Below are 23,794 nucleotides of genomic sequence, written 5' to 3'. Positions count from 1 at the left end.
CTATCGGCCGGGGGGCAGCCAGCTCAGGTCCAGCCCCTCGAACCGGTCGACATAGCCCGCCTCGCGCACCAGCCGCTGCTCGGCGAGCAGGAACACCCGGCCGCCCTCGCGCCTGATCAGCCCCTCATCCTCCAGCTGCCGCAGCATCCGGTTGACGTGCACGGCGGTCAGCCCGATCGCATCGCCCATCTCCTCCTGGGTCAGCCCCAGCGTGAAGGAGGTGGAGACATCGATCCCCGCCTGGCGCATCTGCGCGCGCAGCGACAGGAGCAGCGTCGCGACCCGCGCGCGCGCCGTGGTGCGGCCCAGCCCCGCCAGCCGGTCGGTGGTGATGACCCGCTCGATCTGGTTGAGGACCAGGAACAGGCTGAGCAGCCGGGGATGCTCGGCGGCGATGGAGGTGACCAGCGTCCGGTCGAACGAACAGACGACCGCGTTCGACACCGCCACGATCGTATCGGGCGACCGGCCATAGACCAGGGTCGACAGCGCGAAGAGGTCGCCGGGAAACAGGAAGCGCACGATCTGGCGACTGCCGTCGTCGAGCAGGACATAGCACATCAGCATGCCCTGCTGGACGATGTACAATTCTTCGCTGCGCGCCTGTTCGTCCATCAGCACGCCGCCGCGCTTGATCGACCGGGGCCGCTCTTCCAGACGCGCCAGGGTCTGGCGTTCCGCCGGGGTCAACGTAACCCAACGATTGAGGCGATCAGCAAGGCCGCTTTTTGACACTGACACTCCATCCCCCCAAGCGGTGGAATGCCTTAGCCATCAAGGTCGATCCCTCGCATTAATATCGATCAACCGGCCCTATTCTTGCTTGTCGGGGGTTTCGACGGTCCGGACGCGCGCGACCCTTGGCGGTGGCGCGCGGGTCCGCTAGGAGGGCGGGTCTATGGACCGTATCCTCATTCGCGGCGGCAACCGGCTGTCGGGCCGCCTGAAAATCTCGGGCGCGAAGAACGCCGCGCTCACCCTGATGCCCTGCGCGATCCTGACCGACGAGCCGGTGACGCTGCGCAACCTGCCGCGGCTGGCCGATGTCGACGGGTTCGGCCATCTGCTGAACCAGATTGGCGCGTCGACGCGGGTCGAGGGGACGCGGCCCGAGGATTTCGGCCGGGTCATGACGATCCGGGCGGGCCAGCTTTTCTCGACCGAGGCGCCCTATGACATCGTGCGCAAGATGCGCGCGTCGATCTTGGTGCTGGGCCCGATCCTGGCACGCGCGGGCGAGGCGCGGGTATCGCTGCCAGGCGGCTGCGCGATCGGCAACCGTCCGATCGACCTGCACCTGAAGGCGCTGGAGGCGATCGGCGCGGAGATCGAACTGACCGCCGGCTATGTGAAGGCCAGCGCGCCGGGCGGTCGCCTGTCGGGCGGTCGCTATACCTTCCCGGTGGTGTCGGTCGGCGCGACCGAGAATGCGCTGATGGCCGCCGTGACCGCCAAGGGCACCTCGGTGCTGGGCAATGCCGCGCGTGAGCCCGAGATCGTCGACCTGTGCCGGTTGCTGATCGCGATGGGCGCGCGAATCGACGGCGTCGGCACCGAGACGTTGACCATCGAGGGTGTCGACCGGCTGCACGGTGCCACCTATTCGGTCATGCCCGACCGGATCGAGGCGGGCTCCTATGCCTGTGCCGCGGCGATCACCGGCGGCGACCTGGAGCTGGTGGGCGCCTGTGCCGACGACATGCGCGCGACGCTCTCGGCGCTGACCGAGGCGGGGGTGACGGTCGAGGAAGGCCGCGATTCGATTCGTGTCGCCGCCAACGGCCCGCTCCAGCCGCTGACCCTGTCGACCGCGCCCTATCCGGGCTTCGCCACCGACATGCAGGCGCAGTTCATGGCGATGCTGTGCAAGGCCGAGGGCACCAGCACGCTGACCGAGACGATCTTCGAGAATCGCTACATGCACGTGCCCGAGCTGGCGCGGATGGGCGCGGACATCCAGGTGCATGGCCGCACCGCGATGGTGAAGGGCGTCGAGAAGCTGACCGGCGCGCCGGTGATGGCGACCGACCTGCGCGCCTCGATGAGCCTGATCCTGGCGGGTCTGGCCGCCGAGGGCGAGACGGCGGTGTCGCGCGTCTATCACCTCGACCGGGGTTACGAGCGCCTCGAAGAGAAGCTGTCGGCGGTCGGCGCGGATATCGAGCGCGTCGGCGACTAACAACTTGTTCCTCCCCTGCAAGGGGAGGGGGACCGCCGCGAAGCGGTGGTGGAGGGGTGTCAGCAGCAGCGTTGACACCCCTCCGTCAGTCCTACGGACTGCCACCTCCCCTTGCAGGGGAGGAATTTAAAGCCGCTACCACCAGCCCTCGGCCTCCAGCACCGGCACCATCGCGCGCGAGACTCGCGCCTCGACCCCGCCGGTCAGGACCAGTCGCACGCCGCGACCTTCGCGATGCGCCTCGCGGACGGCCGCGCGCGCCACCCACCAGCTGCGATGCACCTGCGCGCCGACCAGGGGTGCGACCTCCTGCACCGCGTCGCGCATCCTCAGCAGGATCAGTTCCGACCCATGGGCGCCGTGGACGCGCAGATAATGGTCCTCCATTTCCAGCGCGACGATGTCGGGGCCGAATCCCGGAGGCAGGCGACCCAGCAGCGCGGGGCGGGGATCGGCAACGGATAGCGCGGGTTCGGACGCGGGTTCGGGCGTGGGGGGCTCCGGCGCGACACGCCGCCGTTGGCCGTACCACAGCAACAGGCTGGCCAGTCCCCCGATCACCAGCACATTGCCATAGAGCAGCAGCGCCTGATCCCCGTCGGGCCAGCGCGGCGGCAGGCCCAGCCGCCCGACCCACCAGACGATGACGCTCATCGGCCCGCTGGCGAGGATCGCGGCGGCGGCCCAGCCCGCCATTTCGGGCAGATGCAGCCGCGCCGCCATGACCAGCGCGCCCGTCATCATCGGCTTGTACAGCGCATAGCCCGCCAGCATCAGCGCGACCCAATAGATCAGCCGATGGGCGAAATGCGCATCGAAGGTCCCGAACGGTCCCAGCACCGCCAGCAGCAGCCCCACGCCGATCATCAGCGCGATATCGATCACTAGGCGGCGCGAACGGGGCATCACGGCCTTGTGCCTATGGCCAATTGGCGCTTCGCGAAATGGCAAATCGGCCGCTCCACGAAGCGGAACCGCCGATCCGCGCAAGACCGCTGGCGAAGCGGCGGCGCGACGGCAGGAAGGGACGAACCCGTTTCCGATCAGGATATCGACCGATGACCAGCCTTTCGATCGCCGCCCCGAACCACCGCCGTTCCGCCCCATCCCCCGCGCTGCGCCTCGCGATCCTGGTCGCGGGCGGCACGCTGTCGCTGATGGCGATGGCCGCCATGGCGCGGGGGGCGCTCGGCCTGTCACCGACGTTGGCGCGGGCGCATGACGTGGCGGTGTGGATTCACCTCGGTTCCGTACTGCCCGCGCTGCCGCTGGGGCTGTATGTGCTGCTGGCGCGCAAGGGCGATGCGCGGCACCGGATGCTGGGCAAGCTGTGGGCGGGGCTGATGGCGGTCGCGGCGTTGTCGGCGCTGGCGTTGCGCGACCTGAATCACGGGCAGTTCAGCGTCATCCACCTCTTCGTGCCGGTTACGCTGATCGGGCTGTGGCGCGCGATCACGGCCGCCCGCGCGGGGCGGATCGATACGCATCGCAAGGTCATGGTCGGCCTGTATCTGGCTGGGCTGATCGGCGCGGGTTCCTTCGCCTTCCTGCCCGGTCGTGTCATGGGGACGTGGCTGTTCGGCTAGGTCGGATCGACATCCAGCCATGCCTTTCCGTCCCTCGCCCCTCGCAGAGGGGAGAGGGTTGCGCAGACTTCGTCTTTGCGAAAGCAAAGGCTTAGTCGGAGCTGGGTGAGGGGTGGGCGCTCGCGAAGCGAGCGCGCGAGCCTTTGGGCTCGCTCAACCCCTCACCCAAGCTACGCTAGCCAGCAAGCTGGCAAGCTTCGCTAACCCTCTCCCCTGTCCAGGGGAGAGGGAAGAAGACGCAATCGTGAATGGCGATCGGCCCTAGGTCACCAGCCGCTTGAGCGTGTCCACCCGGTCGGCCTCTGCGGCGGGCTTGTCGGTGCGGATGCGGGCGATTCGGGGGAAGCGCATCGCGACGCCGGATTTGTGCCGCTTGGACTCGTGGATCGAATCGAATGCGATCTCCAGCACCAGCGTCTTCTCGACCTCGCGCACGGGGCCGAAGCGCTGCACCGTATGCGCCCGCACGAAACGGTCGAGCTGCCGCAACTCCTCGTCGGTGATCCCCGAATAGGCCTTGCCGACGGGGAGCAGCTCGCCCTCCTCGGTCCAGCAGCCGAAGGTATAGTCGCTATAATAGCTCGACCGGCGGCCATTGCCGCGCTGGGCATACATCATCACGCAATCGGCGGTCAGCGGATCGCGTTTCCATTTGTACCACAGGCCGACCCGCCGCCCGCCGCTATAAGGCGAATCGCGACGCTTGAGCATCACCCCCTCGATCGCGGCATCGCGCGCGGTGGCGCGCAGGGCCTCCAGCGCGGTGAAGTCCTCCGCCTCTATCACCGCGCTGACGTCGAATCGGTCGGGGTCGAGTTTCGCCGCGAATGCCTCCAGCCGCTGGCGGCGCTCGGTCCAGGGGAGGGCGCGGACATCCTCGGTTCCGTCGACCAATATGTCATAGAGCCGGACGAAGGCGGGATAGTCGGCCAGCATCTTCGCCGACACCGTCTTGCGCCCCAGCCGCTGTTGCAGCGCGTTGAAGCTGGCCGCGCCCCCGCCATCCTCCAGCGTACCGCCCTGATGCTCGCCCTTGACCAGCAGCTCGCCATCGACCGCGCCCACCGCGTCGAAGGCGCTCGCCACATCGGGAAAGGCGTGGGTCACATCGTCGCCGGTCCGGCTGTAGAGCCGGGTCTGGCCCGCGACATGGACGATCTGCACCCGGATGCCGTCCCATTTCCACTCGGCGGCATAGTCGGTCAGGTCGACCCGTAGATCCTCCAGCGGATGCGCCAGCATGAAGGGGCGGAAGACCGGCACGTCGGCGGGCGTCGGCTGCGCGCCCTTGCCCTCGCCCCAGGCGAACAGTTCGGCATAGGGCGGCGACAGGCCGTGCCAGACCTCCTCCACCGCGTCGACGTCCAGCCCGAAATGCAGCGCAAAGGCGGTCTTGGCGAGTCGGGCGGACAGGCCGATGCGCAGGCCGCCGGTCGCCATCTTGAGGAGCGCGAACCGTTCCTCCGCACTCGACCGGTCGAGCATGTTGGCCAGCACGGCGGGGGCGTCCGAGCGGGAGAGGTGGCGCAACCGCTCGACCACCGCGCTGACCGAGAGGGGTTCGGGGTCCAGCGGCCGGTCGGGCGCGGGCCAGAGCAGCGCGACCGTTTCCGCCGTGTCGCCGACATAGTCGCGGCTCATGCGGAACAGCACCGGGTCGACCCGCTGCTCGATCAGCGCGCGGATCAGCGCGGGCTTGACGCCGGGCAGGTCGAGATCGCCGGTCAACGCCGCCATCGCCCAGCCCCGGTCGGGGTCGGGCGTGGCGGCGAGGTAATCCGCGACCAGCTTCAGCTTGGCGTTGCGCGACCGGGTATAGATCAACGCATCGAGCAACGCCGCGAATTCGCGCATCGGCGGATCAGTCGATGGCGTTCTTCACCGACTTGCCCGCGACCAGTCCCAGCACGAGGAAGATCACGAACAGTGCGATCGCGATGAAGAACAGGATCTTGGCGATGCCGACAAAGGCGCCCCCGATTCCCCCGAACCCCAGTGCGCCGAGAATCAGTCCGACGACGAGAAAAGTGATGGCGAGCTTGAGCATGGGACGATTCTCCTGACCTGATAAGGGGTCAACCGGCCAGGACGGTTGGTGTTCCGATTACGGATAGGCGAAACCGAAAGGGGCGGGCGCGCCCGCTAAATGCAAGGACCGGTTGGCAAAAGGGGTGGGGAAATGGAACAAGGCGATCCTATGCCTTATCCGACCCACCGCTATCGTGCCTTGTGCGACCTGACCCCGGCCGAAGAGAATGCGTTGATCAACCTGGGCGATGCCGAGGTGGTGCGCCGTCGCGGCCAGACGTTCCAGCGCGAAGGCGACGTCATCAGCGGCTTCTACCTGCATATCCGGGGGTGGATCAGTTCCTCGATCGTGCTGCGCAACGGCGATCGGCTGATCCAGAAGGTCCATCTGCCCGGCGATATGCTGGCCACGCCCAGCATGGTCCTGCCGCATGCCGCCGATACGCTGACCGCGATTACCGAGGCTGTGACGGCGTTCGTACCCTATGAACGGATCGGTCAACTGTTGACCGAGATGCCGCGTCTCGGCGCGCTGTTCACCACGGCGGCGCAGATGGAGCGGCTGGCGCTGATGGACATGCTGGCGATCACGGGCAACGCCTCGGCCAAGGAGCAACTGGCGCGTCTGCTGGTCGATCTGCACGCGCGGCTGACCCCGATCGACATGGTGCAGGACGACAGCTTCCACCTGCCGCTGACCCAGGAGATCATCGGCGATCTGGTCGGCCTGACCGCCGTTCACGTCAACCGGACGATCCGGGCGATGGAGGCCGAGGGGCTGATCTCGCGACAGGGCCATCGCTTCCGCCTGCTCGACCTGCCCGCGTTGCGCCAGCTCTCCCCGCTGCCCCCCCGGCGGCCGCGGTTCGAGGCCCCTTGGCTGCCCGCCGCCGCAGGCTGACACCCAGACAAAAGGCCCCGGCTTTCGCCGAGGCCCTTTGCATCATGGGGTGGGGGGATCAGCCCTTGCGACCGGCCTCGAACAGGAACCAGGCGCGTTCCTCGGCCTGGTCGGTCCATTCGTCGACGATGCCGCTGGTGGCATTGTCCTTGGCCTCTTCGGCGGCGTCCTTGACGGTGCGGAACCGCTCGACCAGCTTCAGATTGTCGTCGCGCAGCTCGACCAGCATGTCGGCGGCCGACACGAATTCGCGGTCATTGTCGACGATGGTCTGGCGCCGCGCGATATCGCCGATCGACCGCAGCGTGACATTGCCCGTCTTGCGCACCCGCTCGGCAATCGCGTCGGTCACGCCCAGGATCTGCGTCGCCTGGTCGTCGAGCATCAGGTGATAGTCGCGGAAATGCGGGCCCGAGACGTGCCAGTGGAAATTCTTGGTCTTCAGGTACAGCGCATAGCAGTCCGCCAGGGCGCCGTTGAGTGCGTCGGCGACGCTGGCGGTCGCGTTGCGGCTAAGGTCGGTCGGCGTATCGAGCGCCGGATTGATATCGGACATGACATGCTCCCGCTATCTGTCGTTGCTGTCTGGATCGTTGCGTAAACGATCCGATGGCGCAAATGCTCCCCGCCTGTCCATGTACAAAGACCGTGCAGTCTGATCGATCCCCTAGATCAGTCCCCGGATCGACAGGGCGATGGTGATTCCGGCCAGGATCATCACGCAACCGATGCCGATCCGTATCGCCCGCAGTGGCAGGCGGCGCCACTCCCGCTCGCCCAGCAGCAGCGCGGGCAGGATCGCCCCTGCCAGGCCCAGCATCGCGCCGGGCAGCGCGGCCCAGGGCAGGGGCGACCGCGCCGCCGCCGCCGCGATGACCAGCGTCGTCGAATCGGAGAGCTGGATCGCGCCGCTGCCGATCACCGCTGCGACCAGCGGGCTCCAGCGCGGCGGCATGGCGCGCGGCGCGGTCATCCGCCCGAACAGCCCGATCCCCAGGACGAGCAGCGCCAGCGCCAGCAACAAGGTGCGGGTGTCGGGCGTCACCTCGGGCGCCAGCGTTTGGCCGAACGCGATCGCCAGGCCCGCCATGACCGCCTGGACCAGCATCGCCCCCAGGACGACCTGGCCGGGCTGTCGGCTATGTTCGGCCAGATGGACCACGAAGCCGCTCCATCGCCCCGCCGCCTGTGCGCTCAGCACCGCGACCAGCACGATCATCAGTGCATCCATTCAGCCCGCCAGCCGCGCCGAACAGACCGTGGCGAAGTGATTCGCCGTCTCGAAATCCTGCCGCTCGCTCGCCACCGCGTCGGTCAGCATGGTCAGCCAGCCATGCACGGTCGCCATGCCGCCGCTGCGCGACAGGGCGCGGTCGATGAAATGGGTGACGGTGACCGCCGGGGCCAGGCCATGGGCATGGGCGATTCGGCGAATCGCCTCGACGCCCCCCGCCAGATCCGCGACGGGGGCATAGGGCGCGCGGACGTCGAGCGCGGCGATGCGCGCCCAGAGCTGATCGCGAATCGCGCCGTCCATGCCCTTGTCGCGGGGCGAATCGCCTATACCCATGGCCTTGCGCCTGTTCCTTCCACCCGTCCCTGTCCGGCGGCCCGCCGGGATCGGGGGGTGTAAGCATAGTCGCGGGCGCGTAAAGAGGGGCTTAAATGGCCCGCAATACTTGACTCGGGCGGGCCCATGGGCCATGGGCGGCGCTTATATAGCGGCGGCTCCGGCTGCCGCTTTCGCTTTTTCACGCATACAGGAACCAGGTCATGGCCAAGCCGACCACCGTCAAGATCAAGCTCGTCAGCTCGGCTGATACCGGCTTCTTTTACGTCACGAAGAAGAACCCGCGCACCAAGACCGAGAAGCTGAGCTTCAACAAGTACGACCCGGTCGTGCGCAAGCATGTCGAGTTCAAGGAAGCCAAGATCAAGTAATTTGCGGGCGGCGACCCCCAGGGTCGCCCCGTAATGGCTTGAAGGCGTGAAGCCGCCGTCCTGACGGACGCGCGGCTTTTTGTCGTTGGCGTGACGCTCCCCCTCCCGCAGGCGGGAGGGGGTCGGGGGGAGGGAACGGTTCTAGGCACCGGTCTCGGTGAGACTCCCTGCCCTCCCCCCAGCCCCCTCCCGCCTGCGGGAGGGGGAGAGGTCTTTACGCCGCTTCCGGATACAGCGTGCGGATCAGCCAGTCGTGGAACAGCCGCACCGACTTCTGCTGGAGCGCGCGGGGGCGGCAGACGAACCAGTGGCTGTACGGGCTGTCCACCTCGATATCGAACAGCCGGACGAGGCGCGGGTCCTGCGCATGTTCGAAATGGCTGGCATGCATGAAGGCGATGCCCAGACCCTGCGCCGCCGCCTCCAGCATCAGCCCGCCCGAATCGAAATAGTCGATCGCCTTGGGCTTGATGTTGGTCAGCCCCGCCACCTGGCACCAGGCGGTGAAGGCATCGGGCATTTCGCGGTGGAGCAGCGCGGTCATGCCGTTCATCTGCGACGGGCGGACCAGCGGGTTGGGGCCCTCGACCAGCCGCTTCGACCCGATGACATAGACCTTGTTGCGATCCAGCCGCTTGGCATAGAGCGAGGGATCGATGTCGCGGCCCAGCGCGATCACCGCGTCCAGCCCTTCGCCCAGTCGCGCGATGCCGTGCCCGGCGGTGTCGATGTCGAGATGCAGTTCGGGATGCGCCGCGCGCAGCATCCCCATATGCGGGAACAGCCGCTGCGCCGCATAGAGCGGCAGCACCCCGAGCCGCAGGCGCAGCACCTCGTGCCCGCTGGTCATCGCCTCCACCGCGTCGCTCAACTGGTCGAGCAGCGGCGCGATCTGCTCCATCAGCGTCTGGCCGTCCTCATTGGGCACCATCGCCTGATGCCGCCGCGCGAACAGCGGCTTGCCGACGAACCGCTCCAGCGTCTGGACCCGGCGGCTGAGCGCAGGGGCGGACAGCGCCAGTTCCTCGGCGGCGGCCTTGATGGAGCCCAGGCGGACGACCTGGACGAATGCTTCGATCGCACCCAGCGGGGGAAGCCTGCGCATCTCGCACCTGTTGTTGTGACATCCTCTCGATCAGAGGATTGCATAAACTGCAACCTTAACCAAGCTTTTCGCACTTGCAACATAGCGTGCTGCGGCGCAAAAGGAACGGGCCTTTCAGGCATCCTCTCCTAAAAACTTTTACGGGCTGGTCGTTTCGATCGGCCCTTTTTTTTGTCTCGCTCCGTCGGGCGGCCCTTTCGCGACCCGGAACCCGCCCCCAAGTCCCGCGCTTTCGTGTTGAACACTCAAGCCAAGGGATCATCATGGCCGACAGCGACGCGCCGACCCGCAAGATACAGGTGGCCAATAGCCGTCCCGAGGATTCGGGGCGCGGGCTGGCGCATATGCCGCGCGCGCTGATGGCGGCGCTGGGCATCACCGAGGGCGATGTCGTCGAGATCGTGGGCAAGCAGGCGACCCCGGCGCGCGCCGTCGCCCCCTATCAGGAGGATGAGGGCCTGGACCTGCTGCGCATCGACGGGCTGCAGCGGGCCAATGCCGGCGTCGGCTCGGGCGATTTCGTCGAGGTGCGCAAGGTTGAATCGAAACCCGCGACCCGCGTCGTCTTTGCCCCGGCCCAGGAGAATCTGCGGCTCCAGGGCTCGGCGCAGGCGCTCAAGCGCACCTTCTTCAACCGGCCGCTCTGCCAGGGCGATGTGGTGGCGACGGCGGGGCAGCAGCGTGTGACCAACATGCCGCCGGGCGTCGCGCAGTTCATGAATGCGCCCGCCTATGCGCTTCAGGAAATCCGCCTCGCGGTCGTCGCGGCCAGCCCCAAGGGTGTCGTCCATATCGACGAGAATACCGAGGTCGAGCTGCGCCCCGAATATGAGGAGCCGCGCGAGGCTCGCCGCGCCGATGTCACCTATGACGATATCGGCGGCATGGCCTCGACCATCGACCAGCTGCGCGAGATGGTCGAACTGCCGCTGCGCTATCCCGAACTGTTCGAGCGGCTGGGCGTCGAGCCGCCCAAGGGCGTGCTGCTCCATGGCCCGCCCGGCACCGGCAAGACGCGGCTCGCCCGCGCCGTCGCCAATGAATCGGACGCGCAATTCTTCCTCATCAACGGGCCCGAAATCATGGGCTCGGCCTATGGCGAGTCGGAGCAGCGCCTGCGCGAGATTTTCGAGGAGGCGACCAAGTCCGCCCCCTCGATCGTCTTCATCGACGAGATCGACTCGATCGCCCCCAAGCGCGACCGGGTGCAGGGCGAGGCGGAGAAGCGGCTCGTCGCGCAGCTCCTGACCCTGATGGACGGGCTGGAGGCGCGCGCGAACCTCGTCATCATCGCCGCGACCAACCGGCCTGAGGCGATCGACGAGGCGCTGCGGCGGCCGGGTCGTTTCGACCGTGAGATCGTGGTGGGCGTCCCCGACGAGCGCGGGCGGCGCGAGATTCTGGGCATCCACACGCGCGGGATGCCGCTGGGCGACAAGGTCGACCTGGCCGAGCTGGCGCGCACGACCTTCGGGTTCGTCGGGGCCGACCTGGCCGCGCTGACCCGCGAGGCGGCGATCGAGGCGGTGCGGCGGATCATGCCGCGCTTGAACCTCGAGGAGCGGACGATCCCGGCCGAGGTGCTCGACACGCTATCGGTGACGCGCGAGGACTTCATGGAGGCGCTCAAGCGCGTCCAGCCCTCGGCGATGCGCGAGGTGATGGTGCAGGCGCCGACCGTCCGCTGGGAGGATGTCGGCGGGCTCGACACCGCGCAGATGAAGTTGAAGGAAGGCGTCGAGCTGCCGCTGAAGGACCCGGACGCCTTTCGGCGGCTGGGTATCCGGCCGGCCAAGGGCTTTCTGCTCTATGGCCCGCCCGGCACCGGCAAGACGCTGCTGGCCAAGGCGGTGGCGCGCGAGGCGCAGGCCAATTTCATCGCCACCAAGTCGAGCGACCTCCTCTCCAAATGGTATGGCGAGAGCGAACAGCAGATCACCCGGCTGTTCGCCCGCGCGCGACAGGTGGCGCCGACGGTCATCTTCATCGACGAGCTCGATTCGCTGGTCCCCGCGCGCGGCGGCGGCCTGGGCGAGCCGCAGGTGACCGAGCGAGTGGTCAACACCATCCTGGCGGAGATGGACGGGCTGGAGGAATTGCAGTCGGTCGTCGTGATCGGTGCGACCAACCGGCCCAATCTGGTCGACCCCGCGCTGTTGCGGCCGGGCCGGTTCGACGAACTGATCTATGTCGGCGTGCCCGACAAGGTGGGGCGTCGGCGGATCCTGGGCATCCAGACCGCGAAGATGCCGCTCGCACCCGATGTCGACCTGGACGATGTGGCGGCGCGGACCGATCGCTTCACCGGCGCGGACCTGGGCGACGTGGTCCGCCGCGCGGGCCTGATCGCGCTACGCAAGTCGCTGGGCGCGCAGGAGGTTGACATGGCGGCGTTCGACGAGGCGCTGACCGAAGCGCGGGCCAGCGTGACCCCCGAAATGGAGCGTGATTACGAACAGATCGCCGCCCGGCTGAAGCAGGATGCGGCGGCGATCCAGCCGATCGGCTTCATCACGCCGGGAATGCTGACGCCGAGGGGCGACAAGCAGCCTTGAGGGAAAGCCCCTCCTCCCGGCGGGGAGGGGGGCTATGGCGATCTACATTCAGTATTGCTTCTTCTTTCCCTCTCCCCTGGACAGGGGAGAGGGTTAGCGAAGCTTGCCAGCCTGCTGGCTAGCGCAGCTTGGGTGAGGGGTTGAGCGAGCCCAGAGGCTCGCGCGCTCGCTTCGCGAGCGCCCACCCCTCACCCAGCTCCGACTAAGCCTTTGCTTTTGCAAAGACCAAGTCTGCGCAACCCTCTCCCCTCTACGAGGGGCGAGGGACGGAAAGGTGTCGCTGAATGTTGATCGGCCCTAGGCCACGGGCCATGGTCTCGGTGAGACTCCTTGCCCTCCCCCATCCCAGTTTGCGGAAGGGGAGCGGCAAGATCAGCGCTTTGGGGCGGAAGAGTCGCTATCCCACCCACAACTCCGCCCCACCTCGGCCACGGCGACCTCGTATCGCGAATACCATTCCGCCCGCCCATATTCCCGGATCGCCGCATGTTCCGGATGCGCCCGCCATGCCAGCGCGCTCGCCTCGTCCGCCCACCAGCTGATGGTGATCCCCAGCCCGTCCGCTCCGCGCACGCTGTCGACGCCGCAATAACCCGGCTGCTCCGCCGCAAGCGCATCCATCGCCTCCGCCGCGGCCGAATAGCCCGCCGCGTCATTCTCGGTCCGCTGCGACACGAAGATCACCGCTATCTGCCCCGTCCGATCCATCGCCGCTGCTCCTTTCGCCCCATCGCATTGCGGTGGAATGCACCGCCCCGGCGCAACCCAATAGCTTGAAAGTCGTTCGGCACCTGTGCGACGAGGGGGTTTCCCTCGCGTCTCCTCCTCGCGGGGATCACGAACGACAGGAACTCGATGCCCAGCTCGACCACCGCCGCGCGCAAGTCCCGCACCGAAGCCACGGGTTATCCGTCGCCCGGCCAGATGTTTTTTCAGCAGTTTCTGAAGCATCCGGTGATGGTGGGCTCGATCATCCCCTCGTCGGGCAAGCTGATCCGCAAGATGCTGGCCCCCGTCGACTGGGCCAATACCAAGCTGTTCGTCGAATATGGCCCCGGCGTCGGCACCTTCTGCCGCCCGGTGCTGGACCGGATGGCGCCCGATGCGAAGCTGATCGCGATCGATACCAATGCCGATTTCTGCGATTATCTGCGCCACACCATCATCGACCCGCGCTTCACGGCGGTGAACGGCTCGGCGGCGGACGTGCAGAAGATCGTGCGCGACCATGGCTTCGACCATGCCGATTATGTCCTGTCGGGCCTGCCCTTCTCGACCCTGCCGCCCGGCGTCGGCCCCGCCATCGCCCAGGGCACGCACGACGTGCTGCGGCCCGGCGGCGCGTTCCTGGTCTATCAGTTCAGCCCCAAGGTGAAGGACTTCCTGACTCCGCATTGGGACAATATCGACCACGACATGGAATGGTGGAACGTGCCCCCGGCGCAGCTTTACTGGGCCTGGAAGGACTGATCGGCCGAGGGGTCGCCCCGGCGCAGGCCGGGGCCTTTCGGGCGACGGGGCGACGGTCGCCCATATTCCCGCCCTTGCCGGAATGACGTCCTAATCCCCGTCGGGCGACTCGATCCCGAAGTTCAGTCCGCGCGATACCGACGGATCGATCACCGCGATCAGCAGATAGGCCGCGAACTGGCGCAGCCGCTGGAACCAGCCGGTGTTCCGCTTGTACCATTCGGGCGTGATCGCCTCCGACCGGGCGATTTCGGCATCGACATAGGCGCGGACATGGTCGGCAAAGGCGCGGTCCTCGATCCGGAGCATCAGCTCCAGATTCACGAACAGGCTGCGCATGTCGAAATTGGCGGAACCGATATGCACCGCATCGTCGATCGCATATAATTTGGTGTGCAGCTTGGTGAGCTGATATTCATAGATGCGCACGCCCTTGCGCAGCAGACCCGCATAGGTGAAGCGCGCCGCCGCGATCGTCGCCTCATTGTCCGACTGGCCCGCCGTCACGATCCGCACCTCGGCATCGCGACGCCCGGCCCGGTCCAGCCGCCGTAATATGGTCGGGCTAGGGGTGAAATAGGCCGCGATCACGTCGATCCGCCGCCCCCGCCGCATATCGTCGCGCACCGTCCGCGCCCAGGGCGACAGCTGCCGTGTCGGCCCGCCGATCAGCCAGCGCAGCGCCCCCGTCGACTCGCTCCAATCGGCCAGCGCGCGGTTCAGGTCGCGCAGCCGCCCCTTGGCATCCTGCGTCCAGGCGAACAGCGCATCGAAATAGCCCGCCATCCGCGTCGCCGCCGGTCCCTCGACCAACAGCCCCAGATCGCGCCAGCTCTGCTCGGCGGGGGTGCCGAAATAATCGTCCTCGATATTGAAGCCGCCGATGATGATGGAGGGCGAGGGGCCCTCGGCATCCGCCAGCGCCAGCTTCTGGTGGTTGCGCAGCAGGTAGCGGCGGCCGAAGCGCGGCTCGAAGCGGGACAGCCGCGCGCCGGTTGCGACCAGCGGCCGGAAGAACGCCTCGTCCGCGCCCGCGCCGAATCCGTCGACGACGACCGACACCGCCACCCCGCGTTGCGCCGCCGCGATCATCGCATCGCGCACCCGGCGCCCGGTCGCGTCGTCGGCATAGATATAATAGAGGATGCGCAGGCTGGTCCGTGCGCCCTCGATCAGCGCCAGCAACGCCGCCAACCGTCGCGGGCCGGTGTCGAGCAGGGTCAGCCGGTGGCCATCGACCGGAAAGACGGGCTGTTCGGGCGGGGTGGGTGACGAAATGGCGAACTCCTGAAAGGCCCGGTGATCCTGACGAAAGCGTAACGAGCCAAGCGACATATGCGTTGCACGCGCGGCGGCTTTTGACTTGTGCGCCCGTTGCTGCTAGGTGGCCCGCTTTCATCCCAGCATTATTTGCGAAGGACACACGCATGGCGCGCGTCACCGTCGAAGATTGCGTCGACAAGATTCCCAACCGTTTCGATCTGGTGCTGTTCGCGGCGCAGCGGGCCCGTCAGATTTCGGGCGGGGCGGATCTGACCGTCGACCGCGATCGCGACAAAAACCCGGTCGTCGCGCTGCGCGAGATCGCCGAGGAAACGGTTCGCCCGACCCATCTGGAGGAAGCCGTGGTCAACAGCCTGCAGCGCGTCCAGATCGATGACGAGGACGAGGCGGATGACGTCGGCAGCCTGCAGGCTTCGGCCGAGGCGCTGCGCCTGACCGCCGCCGCGCCGCCGCGCAACCAGAATCTGGGTGCCGATTACGACGGCTGATCGCGCCCGCGATCATGCGAAAAGGGGCCGGTGCGAACCCTCGCACCGGCCCCTTTCGTTTGCGCGGCGGGATCAATAGCCCCAGCCGCCGCCATGCCAGTAATCCCAACGCGCGGCATGCCGCTCATGCCGGGCAAAGCGTGCATCGCGCCACGCCTCCGACCGGCGTACGGCGGCGGCATGGGCATAGGCGTCCGCCGCGCGATAATCGCCATAATAGGCCGCCTCATCGGCCGCCCGCTGGTCCCGCCCGGCCTGATACGCATGCACCTCGGCCCCGCGTCCCGCACGATGCGCCATATAATCATCATAGCGCCAGTCTTGCGCACTGGCGGCCCCGGCGGCCAGCATGGCCCCACCGGCCAGTGCGAACAACAATCCCGTTCTGAGCATCTTCATTGCAACACCCTCACATCCATTCGCTCCCGGATGGACGGGACGTTGCCCTTCCCATCCTGAACCGGGCGTGGCAGCGGCGTTCAGCGGGTTGGCAGATAGAGCGAGGAGCGAGGGCCGATCGCCATTCAGCGATGCCTTTCCGTCCCTCGCCCCTCGCAGAGGGGAGAGGGTTGCGCAGACTTGGTCTTTGCGAAAGCAAAGGCTTAGTCGGAGCTGGGTGAGGGGTGCATGCGCGTAGCGCGCGAGCCTTTGGGCTCGCTCAACCCCTCACCCAAGCTGGGCTAGCCAGCAGGCTGGCAAGCTTCGCTAACCCTCTCCCCTATCCAGGGGAGAGGGGAAGAAGAAGCAATACTGAATGTCGATCCGCCCTGGGTGGCGGGTCCGTCCGGACGAACCGGTAAGGCGGACCATCACCCGCCCCGCGAGACCGGCTCCGACAGAATCTTGGCAAAGCAGACAGCCTCGGGTCGCCCGGCATATTTCCCGAAATTGGCGATGCGTCGATAGCCGTTCTTCTCGTAGAATCGCACGGCCCTTTCATTGACTCGTCGTGTCTCCAGCCAAAGCTGGCGATATCCATCGGCCCGCGCGCGGGTTTCGAGACAGGCGAGGATAGCCGCGCCGACACCCTTGGTTCCGGGCAGGGCGAACATCCGCTTGAGCTCCGCCACGCCCTCCGCCAGCGGCCGATACGCACCACAGCCGAGCGGCCTTCCCTCCTCGTCATACGCCAGCACGAACGACGCGCCGTCACCCTGTACGTCCAGGGGATCGAAGGACGCTCGGCCGCTGTCCCCGGTTATCGTTTCCAGCGCGTCGGAAAGCCGGTCGAGCAGCCGGGACGATGACGGATCGGTGGGGTCGGCGGGTTCGATACGCATTCGAGGAACGGCTCCTTCGAGGGCAAGGATCATCGCGCCCACCCGTCTGGCGCCCGCTCGCGGGCTTGTCGAGTGTGTATTGACAGAATAATACACATGAGCGATCCTCTCCGCTTCTCAATGGGGAGAAGGTCCATGTACAGCGAAAGCGACATCGACGGTGCGGTGGCGGCGGGGGCGATTTCGTCCGATGCGGCGGCGGCGCTGCGGCGGCACGTCGCGACGGTCCATGCCGCACCGGCCGTCGACGAGGAGCATTTCCGGCTGCTCACCGGGTTCAACGACATCTTCGTGTCGATCGCGATCGCGCTGCTGCTCGCCGCGCTCGGGCAGATCGGCTTCAGCCTGAGCCATGGGCTGGGCGGTGCCTTCGTCGCGGCGGCGGCGTGGATGCTGGCCTTCTACTTCACCGGCAAGCGGCGGATGGCGCTGCCCAGCATCCTGTTGCTACTCGCCTTTGTCGGCGGTGTGGCGGGGGGGCTGATCGGGTTCATCGAGACCCTCTGGTCGAACATCAACGGCACGGCTGGCGCCTTGGCGATGTCCGGGGTGGGGCTGGTCTCGGCCGGAGCGGCATGGCTGCACTGGCGCCGGTTCATGGTGCCGATCACCGTGGCGGCGGGGGCGGCGGCGCTGGTCGCGGTCGTGATCGGGCTGTTGATGGCGGCGTTCCCCGATATCAAGCAGGGGATGTGGCCGATCCTGCTGGTCTGCGGGATCGGCGTGTTCGCGCTGGCGATGCGCTGGGACATGTCGGACCCCAGGCGCGAGACGCGCCGCGCGGACGTCGCCTTCTGGTTGCACCTGGCCGCCGCGCCGATGATCGCGCATCCGATCTTCCAGATGCTGGGCGTGTTCGACGGAGAGATCGGCGCGGGCGTCGCGGTGATCGTGCTGGCGCTCTACCTGCTGTTCGCGGGAATCGCGCTGGCGGTCGACCGGCGGGCGCTGCTGGTCTCCAGCCTCGTCTATGTGCTCTACGCGCTCTACTCGCTGTTCCGCAGCGCGGGCGCGGTCGAACTGGGCGCGGCGTTCACCGCCTTCGTCATCGGCTCGGCGCTGCTGACCCTGTCCGCCTTCTGGCAGCCGATGCGGCGGATGGTCGTCGGCGCCCTGTCGCAGCCGATGCGCCTGCGCCTGCCGCCGGTGCACCAGCCCGCCTGATGGGGGACGGGCCGGTGCCGCTAAAACGGGCCTGAAGCCTCGCCGCCCGCCGGAGACGGGCGGCGATGTCGCGTTCAATAGGCATATGCCCGGACCAGATCGTACAGATAATCCCGCCCGTCATAGAGCGACGTGACCCGGATCCGCTCGTTCAGGCCGTGAATGCCCGACATGTCCTTCTCGATGAAGATGCCCGGCGCGCCGTAGACGGGGATGCCGATCGTCTGGAAGAAGATGCCGTCGGTCGCCCCCGTCGACATCATCGGGACCAGCGGCACGCCGGGAAAGTGCTTGGCGGCCAGCGTCTTCATCGGGCCGATGATCTTGGGGTCCAGCTTGGGCGGGATGGCGGTCGGGCGCACCGGCTGGTTGGCGGTGACGGTGATCTTTGGTCCCGCCAGGTCCTTCAGCTTGGCCAGCGTGCCCTCGACCGTCTCGCCGGGGAAGATGCGGCAGTTGATATTGGCGGTCGCGCGCTGGGGCAGCGCATTTTCGGCATGGCCCGCCTGAAGGAGCGTCGCGACGCAGGTGGTGCGCAGCGTCGAATGCAGCGCCTTGTCCTGGCTGACGACGGCGTCGGCAGCCTTGTCGTTCGGATCGGCGAGCAGCCGGGTGATCGCATCGCCGAGCGGCCCGCCGACCTTCTGCGCGGTCGCGGTCAGGAAGGCGCGGGTGGTGTCGGTCAGCTGGATCGGAAACTCGTAACCCTGCACCGCCTTCACCGCGTCGGCGAGTTCGTAGATCGCGTTTTCGGGCGTCGGCTGCGAGCTGTGACCGCCCGGATTGGTGGCCAGGAAGGTATAGTTCTGCGCCGCCTTCTCGCCGACCTGCACCGCCAGCAGCTCGCGCTTGCCATCCGAATCGAGCCGCCCGCCGCCGCCCTCGTTCAGCACGAACTCGGCCGCGACCAGATCGGGCTTGTTCTTCGCCAGCCACTCCGCGCCGTTGAACGCGAAGGTCGTTTCCTCGCCACAGGTCAGCGCCATCTTGATCGTGCGCTTGGGCGGGGTCTTTTTCAGGCGGATCAGCGTGTCGGCCCAGATCGCGCTCATCGCCTTGTCGTCGACGGTGCCGCGACCATAGAGGAAGCCGTCCTCCTCGATCAGCTTGAACGGATCGCGGGTCCAGTCCTCGCGCTTGGCCTCGACCACGTCGAGATGGCCGAGCAGCAGCATCGGCTTCAGCCGCTTGTCGGTGCCGGGCAGCACCGCGACGATGCCGCCGTCCTTGGGATGCTCGGGCACCGAGAACAGGGTGATGTCGGCGTCCTTGTAGCCGGCGGCCTTCAGCCGGTCGGCGATCTGGGCGGAGGCCTGGGTACAGCTGCCGACCGACAGGCTGGTGTTGGTCTCGACCAGCTGCTTGTACAGGTCGAAGAACGCCTTCTGGTCGGGACGGGTCTGCGCCGCCGCGAGCCCGGGCATCATCGCCAGCGTCGCGGCAACCCCGCCAAGCCATTTCGCCAACCGCATATCTGATCCCCCTGATTATCGTTTCGGTGGGGAATAGAGCGTGTTGCGGAAGGCGGCGCAAGCGACGGAATGTTCCTCCCCTGCAAGGGGAGGTCGCGCGCGTAGCGCGTCGGAGGGGTGTCCCCCTCTCGATAGCGCCACACCTCTCCGTCAGGCCCGACGGCCTGCCACCTCCTCTTGCAGGGGAGGAAAGGGGTTCGCCTAATCCTTTGCCCCGGCGCGATTTCGCGCTAGCAGTCGCCGATGGACCATCCCGACGCCGTTTCCCGCTCGCGCCTGATCTCTCCCTCGCTGTTCGCGCTGTCGATCTTCTACGGCGGCATGGTGTGCATCGCTGGCGTGCTGGGCAACAAGCAGGTCGCGCTGGGGCCGCTGGCGGTCGAGGCGGGGATCTTCGCGTTCCTGCTGCTGGTCGTGACGTCGAGCGCGGTGGCCGAGCTGCACGGGCCGCAGGTCGCCGGGCGGCTGGTGCGGGTGGGTTTCGTGCCGCTGCTGGTGTCGCTGGCGCTGTCGTGGATCGTCTGGATGCTGCCGCCCTCGCCGGAGATGATCCCGGCCAATCGCGACGCGATCCAGCTGGTGCTGGGTTCGACCTGGCGGATCTGGCTGGGCGGGATCGTGGCATACGGCGTGTCGCAGACGCTGAACGTCACCATCTTCGCCGCGCTCAAGGGGCAGGAGGGCAGCAAGCTGCTCTGGCTGCGCGCGGCGGTGGCCAGCATGCTCAGCCAGGTGGTTGACACGCTGCTGTTCGTCACCATCGCCTTTTACGGCGCCTTCCCCATCGGCCAGCTGATCGTGGGACAGATGATCGCCAAGGTCACGCTGTCGGCCGTTCTCGTCCCGCCGCTGATCTATCTGTTCGTGGGCCTGGGGCGGCGGCTCGATCGCGCCTGATCCATATTGCCGGTTTTCCCCGTTCCCGACCCGCGATAAAGGGCCGCTCATGACCAACCACGATCCCGACGCCGCCCTGCTCGCCAAGGCCGAGACGCTGACCGAGGCGCTGCCCTATCTCCAGCGTTATGCGGGCAAGACCTTCGTGGTGAAATATGGCGGCCACGCCATGGGCGACCCCGAGCGTCAGCGCGATTTCGCCGAGGACATGGTCCTGCTGAAGGCGGTCGGGATCAACCCGGTGGTGGTGCATGGCGGTGGTCCGCAGATCGGCGCGATGCTCAAGCGCCTCGGCGTCGAGTCGCAGTTCGTCAATGGGCTGCGCGTGACCGACAAGGAAACCGCGCAGATCGCCGAAATGGTGCTGGCGGGATCGATCAACAAGGAAATCGTCAGCTGGATCTCCGCCGCCGGGGGCCGTGCGGTCGGCATCTCGGGCAAGGATGCGGGCCTCGTCATCGCCGAGAAGGTGCAGGGGCGCGAGGCCGATCCGCTGAAGGGGATCGAGCGGCATGTCGATCTGGGCTTTGTCGGGGAGCCGGTCGCGGTCGATCCGCGCCTGATCGAAAGCCTGTGCGCCGACGGGATCATCCCGGTCATCGCGCCGGTCGGTATCGGGCTGGACGGCCATACCTATAACATCAACGCCGACACCATGGCGGGCGCGATCGCCGCGCGGCTGGGCGCGTCGCGCTTCTTCCTGCTGACCGATGTCGCGGGCGTGCTCGACAAGCAGGGCGAGCTGATGACCGACCTGAACCCGGCACGGATCGCCGAGCTGCGTAGCGACGGGACGATTTCGGGGGGGATGATCCCCAAGCTGGAGACCTGCGTCTCGGCGGTCGAGGCCGGGGTGGATGCCGCAGTGATCCTGGACGGTCGCGTGCCGCACGGGATGCTGCTGGAGATCTTCACAAAGCAGGGTGCGGGGACGTTAGTTCGCCGGTGATTTTGTGGGTGAGGTCGGGGGCGTAGCCTTCGACTTCGCTCAGGCTGAACGGTGGTTGGTGCAAGACTTTCCCAGCTTCTTGCCGATCCCCTCCCGCCTGCAGGAGGGGATGGGGGAGGGAAAGGTGTCTCACCGAGACCGTCGCCTGTGGCCTAACCCCCACCCCAAACCCCTCCCCCCTGCCGGGAGGAGGAGCTTAAGAAGGGTAGGGGCTTAAAATGGCGGTCAAAAATCGACCGCCACCCCCTTCAATTCCCAATCCCCGTAGCGCACCGGGTTCTTCCCCAATGGGTCGTCCTGCGGCTCGGGCTTGGCCTCGGGCTGCGGCACCGGAGTATTTTGCGACAGATAGGCGGGCGGCTTCACATGGTCGGGGCGCTGGCCCATGGGCGGTCCTTTCGACTAAGGGGCAATGATTGCAGCCCATGTCGGGGCTGACAGGAGTTTTGCCAAGTGACACGCCCCCCCCAATCGCCTTCGCGCCCCGGCCGTCCCGATCGTCGCGGGCCGCCCAAGGGCGGTGACCGGCGCGGGGGACCGCAGCGCCCCTCCGAGCCGCTGGGCACCGCCACCCGTCGCGCCGCCATCCGCCTGCTCGACGCGGTGCTGCGCCGGGGCGAACCGCTGGAGGCGGCGCTCGCCTCGGCCACCCGTGCGCTGGCGGGTGGGCCGGATCGGGGGCTGGCGCATGCCATCGCGGCGGAGACGCTGCGTCGCCTGCCCGATCTGGACGCGCTGATCGACTCGGCGACCAAGCAGCGGCTGCCCGACGATGCCAAGGCGCGTTTCGCGCTGCGTATCGCGCTGGTCCAGGTGCTGGCGCTGGGCACGCCGCCGCACGCCGCGATCGCGACCGTGCTGCCGCTGGTCGATGGCGGCCCGCGCAAGCTGGTCCACGGCGTCTTCAGCACCATCACCAAGAGCGGCGTGCTGCTCCCCGAAATCCCCGCGCTGCCGCCCGCGACCGAGGAACGCTGGGAGGCGAATTGGGGCGAGGACATGGTGGAGGCCGCCGCCCACGCCATCGCCGCCCCGCCGCCGCTCGACCTGACGCTGGCTGATCCGTCCGCGACCGCGCAGTGGGCGGAAACGCTGGGCGGTGTCAGCCTGCTCCCCGGCCATGTCCGGCTGCCCTCCGGCAATTCGGTGATGGAGTTGCAGGGCTTCGACGAAGGCGCCTGGTGGGTACAGGACCTCGCCGCCTCGATCCCTGCGCGACTATTGGGGCAGGGGCCGGGCCATGTGCTCGACCTGTGCGCCGCGCCGGGGGGCAAGACGTTGCAGCTTGCGAGCGCGGGCTGGACCGTTACCGCGATCGACCAGTCCGAATCGCGACTCGCCCGCCTGGCCGAGAATCTCGAGCGCACCGGCCAGTCGGCCGAGGTCGTCACCGCCGACCTGCGCGAATGGAGCCCGAAGGGGCAGGTCGATGCGATCCTGGTCGATGCGCCGTGCAGCGCCAGCGGCATCTTCCGCCGTCACCCCGACGTCCTCTACCGCGTCCGCCCCGCGATCATCGCCGAGATGGCGGAGTTGCAGCGGGTGATCCTGGCCCGCGCCGCCGACTGGCTGAAACCCGGCGGGACGATGGTCTATGCCACCTGCTCGCTGGAGCCCGAAGAGGGCGAGCGGCAGGTCGCGGCGTTCCTGGCCGAGCGGCCCGATTACGCGCTGTCGCCGATCGCGGGCGAATGGCCGGGGATCACCGACCAGGGCACGATCCGCACCCTGCCGACGATGCTCGCAAGGGAAGGGCGGCTCGACGGGTTCTTCATCGCGCGGCTGCAACGCAAAGGCTGACTTGGGCGCGATAGGACGTTAAGGACAAATGCCATGCTCCCCGTCCGTATCGCACCCTCCATCCTGTCCGCCGATTTCGCCAAATTGGGCGAAGAAGTCCGGGCCATCGACGCCGCGGGCGCCGACTGGATCCATATCGATGTGATGGACGGGCATTTCGTGCCCAACATCACCATCGGCCCGGCGGTGGTGAAGGCGCTGCGCCCGCATACGGACAAGCCGTTCGACGTGCATCTGATGATCTCGCCGATCGACGCCTATCTGGACGCCTTTGCCGAGGCGGGGGCGGACACCATCACCGTCCACCCGGAGGCGGGGCCGCACATCCACCGCACGATCCAGCATATCAAGGGGCTGGGCAAGCGCGCCGGGGTCGTGCTGAACCCCGCCACGCCTGCCAAGATGCTGGATTATCTGATCGACATGGTCGACCTGGTCCTGGTCATGAGCGTGAACCCCGGTTTCGGCGGGCAGAGCTTCATCGAGAGCCAGCTCAAGAAGATCGCGGCGATCCGCAAGATGATCGACCATAGCGGCCGCGCCATCGATCTGGAGGTCGATGGCGGCGTCGACCCGGCCTGGGCGAAACGCTGTATCGAGGCGGGGGCCGACGCGCTGGTCGCCGGCACGGCGGCCTTCCGGGGCGGGCCGGACCACTACGCCGCCAACATCGCCGCCCTGCGCGGCTGAGCGCG

General features: G+C 67.5%; 26 protein-coding genes. 12 read left to right on the top strand and 14 right to left on the bottom strand.

Translation table 11 applies throughout. The features are described 5' to 3' along the window. Entirely contained in the window at nt 1–690 is a 690-nt protein-coding gene (locus QE360_RS05770) for a Crp/Fnr family transcriptional regulator (RefSeq protein ID WP_307101871.1), read from the bottom strand. Nucleotides 691–898: 208 nt separating this feature from the next. On the opposite strand from QE360_RS05770, the gene murA reads away from it, so the two are divergent. Beyond that, the gene (murA, locus tag QE360_RS05765) at nt 899–2,179 is read left to right on the top strand and encodes a UDP-N-acetylglucosamine 1-carboxyvinyltransferase (RefSeq protein ID WP_307101873.1); all 1,281 of its coding nucleotides are present in this window, start codon (nt 899–901) and stop codon (nt 2,177–2,179) included. A 135-nt stretch (nt 2,180–2,314) separates the two neighbouring features. Here the strand turns inward: murA and QE360_RS05760 are convergent, their stop codons facing one another. After that, entirely contained in the window at nt 2,315–3,085 is a 771-nt protein-coding gene (locus QE360_RS05760) for a LytTR family DNA-binding domain-containing protein (protein WP_309699969.1), read from the bottom strand. A gap of 152 nt (nt 3,086–3,237) precedes the next feature. Between QE360_RS05760 and QE360_RS05755 the strand changes: the two genes are divergently transcribed. Continuing rightward, nucleotides 3,238–3,765, top strand: coding sequence for a DUF2306 domain-containing protein (locus QE360_RS05755; protein ID WP_309699967.1), 528 nt, complete (start codon nt 3,238–3,240; stop codon nt 3,763–3,765). A gap of 261 nt (nt 3,766–4,026) precedes the next feature. On the opposite strand, the gene QE360_RS05750 is transcribed toward QE360_RS05755, so the two are convergent. Both QE360_RS05750 and QE360_RS05745 read right to left on the bottom strand, forming a co-directional pair. Next, on the bottom strand, nt 4,027–5,619 hold the full coding sequence (locus tag QE360_RS05750; RefSeq protein ID WP_309699965.1) for a cisplatin damage response ATP-dependent DNA ligase: 1,593 nt from the start codon (nt 5,617–5,619) through the stop codon (nt 4,027–4,029). Between the two features lie 7 nt (nt 5,620–5,626). Further along, the gene (locus tag QE360_RS05745) at nt 5,627–5,812 is read right to left on the bottom strand and encodes a DUF1328 domain-containing protein (protein WP_007407044.1); all 186 of its coding nucleotides are present in this window, start codon (nt 5,810–5,812) and stop codon (nt 5,627–5,629) included. 150 nt (nt 5,813–5,962) lie between these two features. Between QE360_RS05745 and QE360_RS05740 the strand changes: the two genes are divergently transcribed. Further along, entirely contained in the window at nt 5,963–6,694 is a 732-nt protein-coding gene (locus QE360_RS05740) for a Crp/Fnr family transcriptional regulator (protein WP_309699963.1), read from the top strand. A gap of 58 nt (nt 6,695–6,752) precedes the next feature. Here the strand turns inward: QE360_RS05740 and QE360_RS05735 are convergent, their stop codons facing one another. The 3 genes from QE360_RS05735 to QE360_RS05725 form a co-directional block, all read right to left on the bottom strand. Beyond that, nucleotides 6,753–7,250 (bottom strand): Dps family protein, encoded by a 498-nt coding sequence (locus QE360_RS05735; protein ID WP_307101883.1) that lies wholly within the window; start codon nt 7,248–7,250, stop codon nt 6,753–6,755. 111 nt (nt 7,251–7,361) lie between these two features. After that, nucleotides 7,362–7,925, bottom strand: a complete 564-nt coding sequence (locus tag QE360_RS05730; RefSeq protein WP_309699961.1) for a TMEM165/GDT1 family protein — start codon at nt 7,923–7,925, stop codon at nt 7,362–7,364. Further along, entirely contained in the window at nt 7,926–8,264 is a 339-nt protein-coding gene (locus tag QE360_RS05725; protein ID WP_309699959.1) for a hypothetical protein, read from the bottom strand. 203 nt (nt 8,265–8,467) lie between these two features. On the opposite strand from QE360_RS05725, the gene rpmG reads away from it, so the two are divergent. Further along, the gene (gene rpmG, locus QE360_RS05720; protein WP_007407030.1) at nt 8,468–8,635 is read left to right on the top strand and encodes a 50S ribosomal protein L33; all 168 of its coding nucleotides are present in this window, start codon (nt 8,468–8,470) and stop codon (nt 8,633–8,635) included. 214 nt (nt 8,636–8,849) lie between these two features. On the opposite strand, the gene QE360_RS05715 is transcribed toward rpmG, so the two are convergent. Next, the gene (locus tag QE360_RS05715; protein WP_309691437.1) at nt 8,850–9,740 is read right to left on the bottom strand and encodes a LysR substrate-binding domain-containing protein; all 891 of its coding nucleotides are present in this window, start codon (nt 9,738–9,740) and stop codon (nt 8,850–8,852) included. A gap of 263 nt (nt 9,741–10,003) precedes the next feature. On the opposite strand from QE360_RS05715, the gene QE360_RS05710 reads away from it, so the two are divergent. After that, nucleotides 10,004–12,295: a CDC48 family AAA ATPase gene (locus tag QE360_RS05710; protein WP_309699957.1), complete on the top strand. Its 2,292-nt coding sequence runs from the start codon at nt 10,004–10,006 to the stop codon at nt 12,293–12,295. 372 nt (nt 12,296–12,667) lie between these two features. On the opposite strand, the gene QE360_RS05705 is transcribed toward QE360_RS05710, so the two are convergent. Beyond that, entirely contained in the window at nt 12,668–13,003 is a 336-nt protein-coding gene (locus QE360_RS05705) for an antibiotic biosynthesis monooxygenase (protein ID WP_309699955.1), read from the bottom strand. A gap of 147 nt (nt 13,004–13,150) precedes the next feature. Between QE360_RS05705 and QE360_RS05700 the strand changes: the two genes are divergently transcribed. After that, entirely contained in the window at nt 13,151–13,765 is a 615-nt protein-coding gene (locus QE360_RS05700; RefSeq protein WP_307101897.1) for a class I SAM-dependent methyltransferase, read from the top strand. Between the two features lie 90 nt (nt 13,766–13,855). Here QE360_RS05700 and QE360_RS05695 read toward each other — a convergent pair whose 3' ends face one another. Beyond that, nucleotides 13,856–15,100, bottom strand: a complete 1,245-nt coding sequence (locus tag QE360_RS05695; RefSeq protein ID WP_405052572.1) for a phospholipase D-like domain-containing protein — start codon at nt 15,098–15,100, stop codon at nt 13,856–13,858. Between the two features lie 92 nt (nt 15,101–15,192). Here QE360_RS05695 and rpoZ point away from each other — a divergent pair, with 92 nt between their 5' ends. Beyond that, entirely contained in the window at nt 15,193–15,537 is a 345-nt protein-coding gene (gene rpoZ, locus QE360_RS05690; RefSeq protein ID WP_042486773.1) for a DNA-directed RNA polymerase subunit omega, read from the top strand. Nucleotides 15,538–15,609: 72 nt separating this feature from the next. On the opposite strand, the gene QE360_RS05685 is transcribed toward rpoZ, so the two are convergent. Next, nucleotides 15,610–15,936 carry a hypothetical protein gene (locus tag QE360_RS05685; RefSeq protein ID WP_309699952.1) on the bottom strand — a complete coding sequence of 109 codons (327 nt, stop codon included), beginning with the start codon at nt 15,934–15,936 and terminating at the stop codon, nt 15,610–15,612. A 410-nt stretch (nt 15,937–16,346) separates the two neighbouring features. Continuing rightward, nucleotides 16,347–16,817 carry a GNAT family N-acetyltransferase gene (locus QE360_RS05680; protein WP_309699950.1) on the bottom strand — a complete coding sequence of 157 codons (471 nt, stop codon included), beginning with the start codon at nt 16,815–16,817 and terminating at the stop codon, nt 16,347–16,349. Between the two features lie 135 nt (nt 16,818–16,952). Here QE360_RS05680 and QE360_RS05675 point away from each other — a divergent pair, with 135 nt between their 5' ends. Continuing rightward, nucleotides 16,953–17,981 (top strand): hypothetical protein, encoded by a 1,029-nt coding sequence (locus tag QE360_RS05675; RefSeq protein WP_309699948.1) that lies wholly within the window; start codon nt 16,953–16,955, stop codon nt 17,979–17,981. 74 nt (nt 17,982–18,055) lie between these two features. Here QE360_RS05675 and QE360_RS05670 read toward each other — a convergent pair whose 3' ends face one another. Further along, the gene (locus QE360_RS05670) at nt 18,056–19,453 is read right to left on the bottom strand and encodes a M20/M25/M40 family metallo-hydrolase (RefSeq protein ID WP_309699946.1); all 1,398 of its coding nucleotides are present in this window, start codon (nt 19,451–19,453) and stop codon (nt 18,056–18,058) included. A 243-nt stretch (nt 19,454–19,696) separates the two neighbouring features. Here QE360_RS05670 and QE360_RS05665 point away from each other — a divergent pair, with 243 nt between their 5' ends. Together QE360_RS05665 and argB are read left to right on the top strand one after the other, a co-directional pair. Then, the gene (locus QE360_RS05665; protein WP_309699944.1) at nt 19,697–20,350 is read left to right on the top strand and encodes a queuosine precursor transporter; all 654 of its coding nucleotides are present in this window, start codon (nt 19,697–19,699) and stop codon (nt 20,348–20,350) included. A 49-nt stretch (nt 20,351–20,399) separates the two neighbouring features. Beyond that, nucleotides 20,400–21,299: an acetylglutamate kinase gene (argB, locus tag QE360_RS05660; RefSeq protein ID WP_307101911.1), complete on the top strand. Its 900-nt coding sequence runs from the start codon at nt 20,400–20,402 to the stop codon at nt 21,297–21,299. 225 nt (nt 21,300–21,524) lie between these two features. On the opposite strand, the gene QE360_RS05655 is transcribed toward argB, so the two are convergent. Continuing rightward, nucleotides 21,525–21,686 carry a DUF1674 domain-containing protein gene (locus QE360_RS05655; RefSeq protein ID WP_307101913.1) on the bottom strand — a complete coding sequence of 54 codons (162 nt, stop codon included), beginning with the start codon at nt 21,684–21,686 and terminating at the stop codon, nt 21,525–21,527. 66 nt (nt 21,687–21,752) lie between these two features. Between QE360_RS05655 and QE360_RS05650 the strand changes: the two genes are divergently transcribed. Together QE360_RS05650 and rpe are read left to right on the top strand one after the other, a co-directional pair. After that, nucleotides 21,753–23,099 carry an RsmB/NOP family class I SAM-dependent RNA methyltransferase gene (locus tag QE360_RS05650; protein ID WP_405052571.1) on the top strand — a complete coding sequence of 449 codons (1,347 nt, stop codon included), beginning with the start codon at nt 21,753–21,755 and terminating at the stop codon, nt 23,097–23,099. Between the two features lie 33 nt (nt 23,100–23,132). Next, nucleotides 23,133–23,789: a ribulose-phosphate 3-epimerase gene (rpe, locus tag QE360_RS05645; protein ID WP_309699942.1), complete on the top strand. Its 657-nt coding sequence runs from the start codon at nt 23,133–23,135 to the stop codon at nt 23,787–23,789. Nucleotides 23,790–23,794 lie beyond the last annotated feature (5 nt).

The organism is Sphingomonas sp. SORGH_AS_0789 (assembly GCF_031453055.1).
Lineage (GTDB): Bacteria > Pseudomonadota > Alphaproteobacteria > Sphingomonadales > Sphingomonadaceae > Sphingomonas.
The sequence above is the reverse complement of the archived record's forward strand: the minus strand, read 5'-3'. Positions and strand labels throughout refer to the sequence as shown.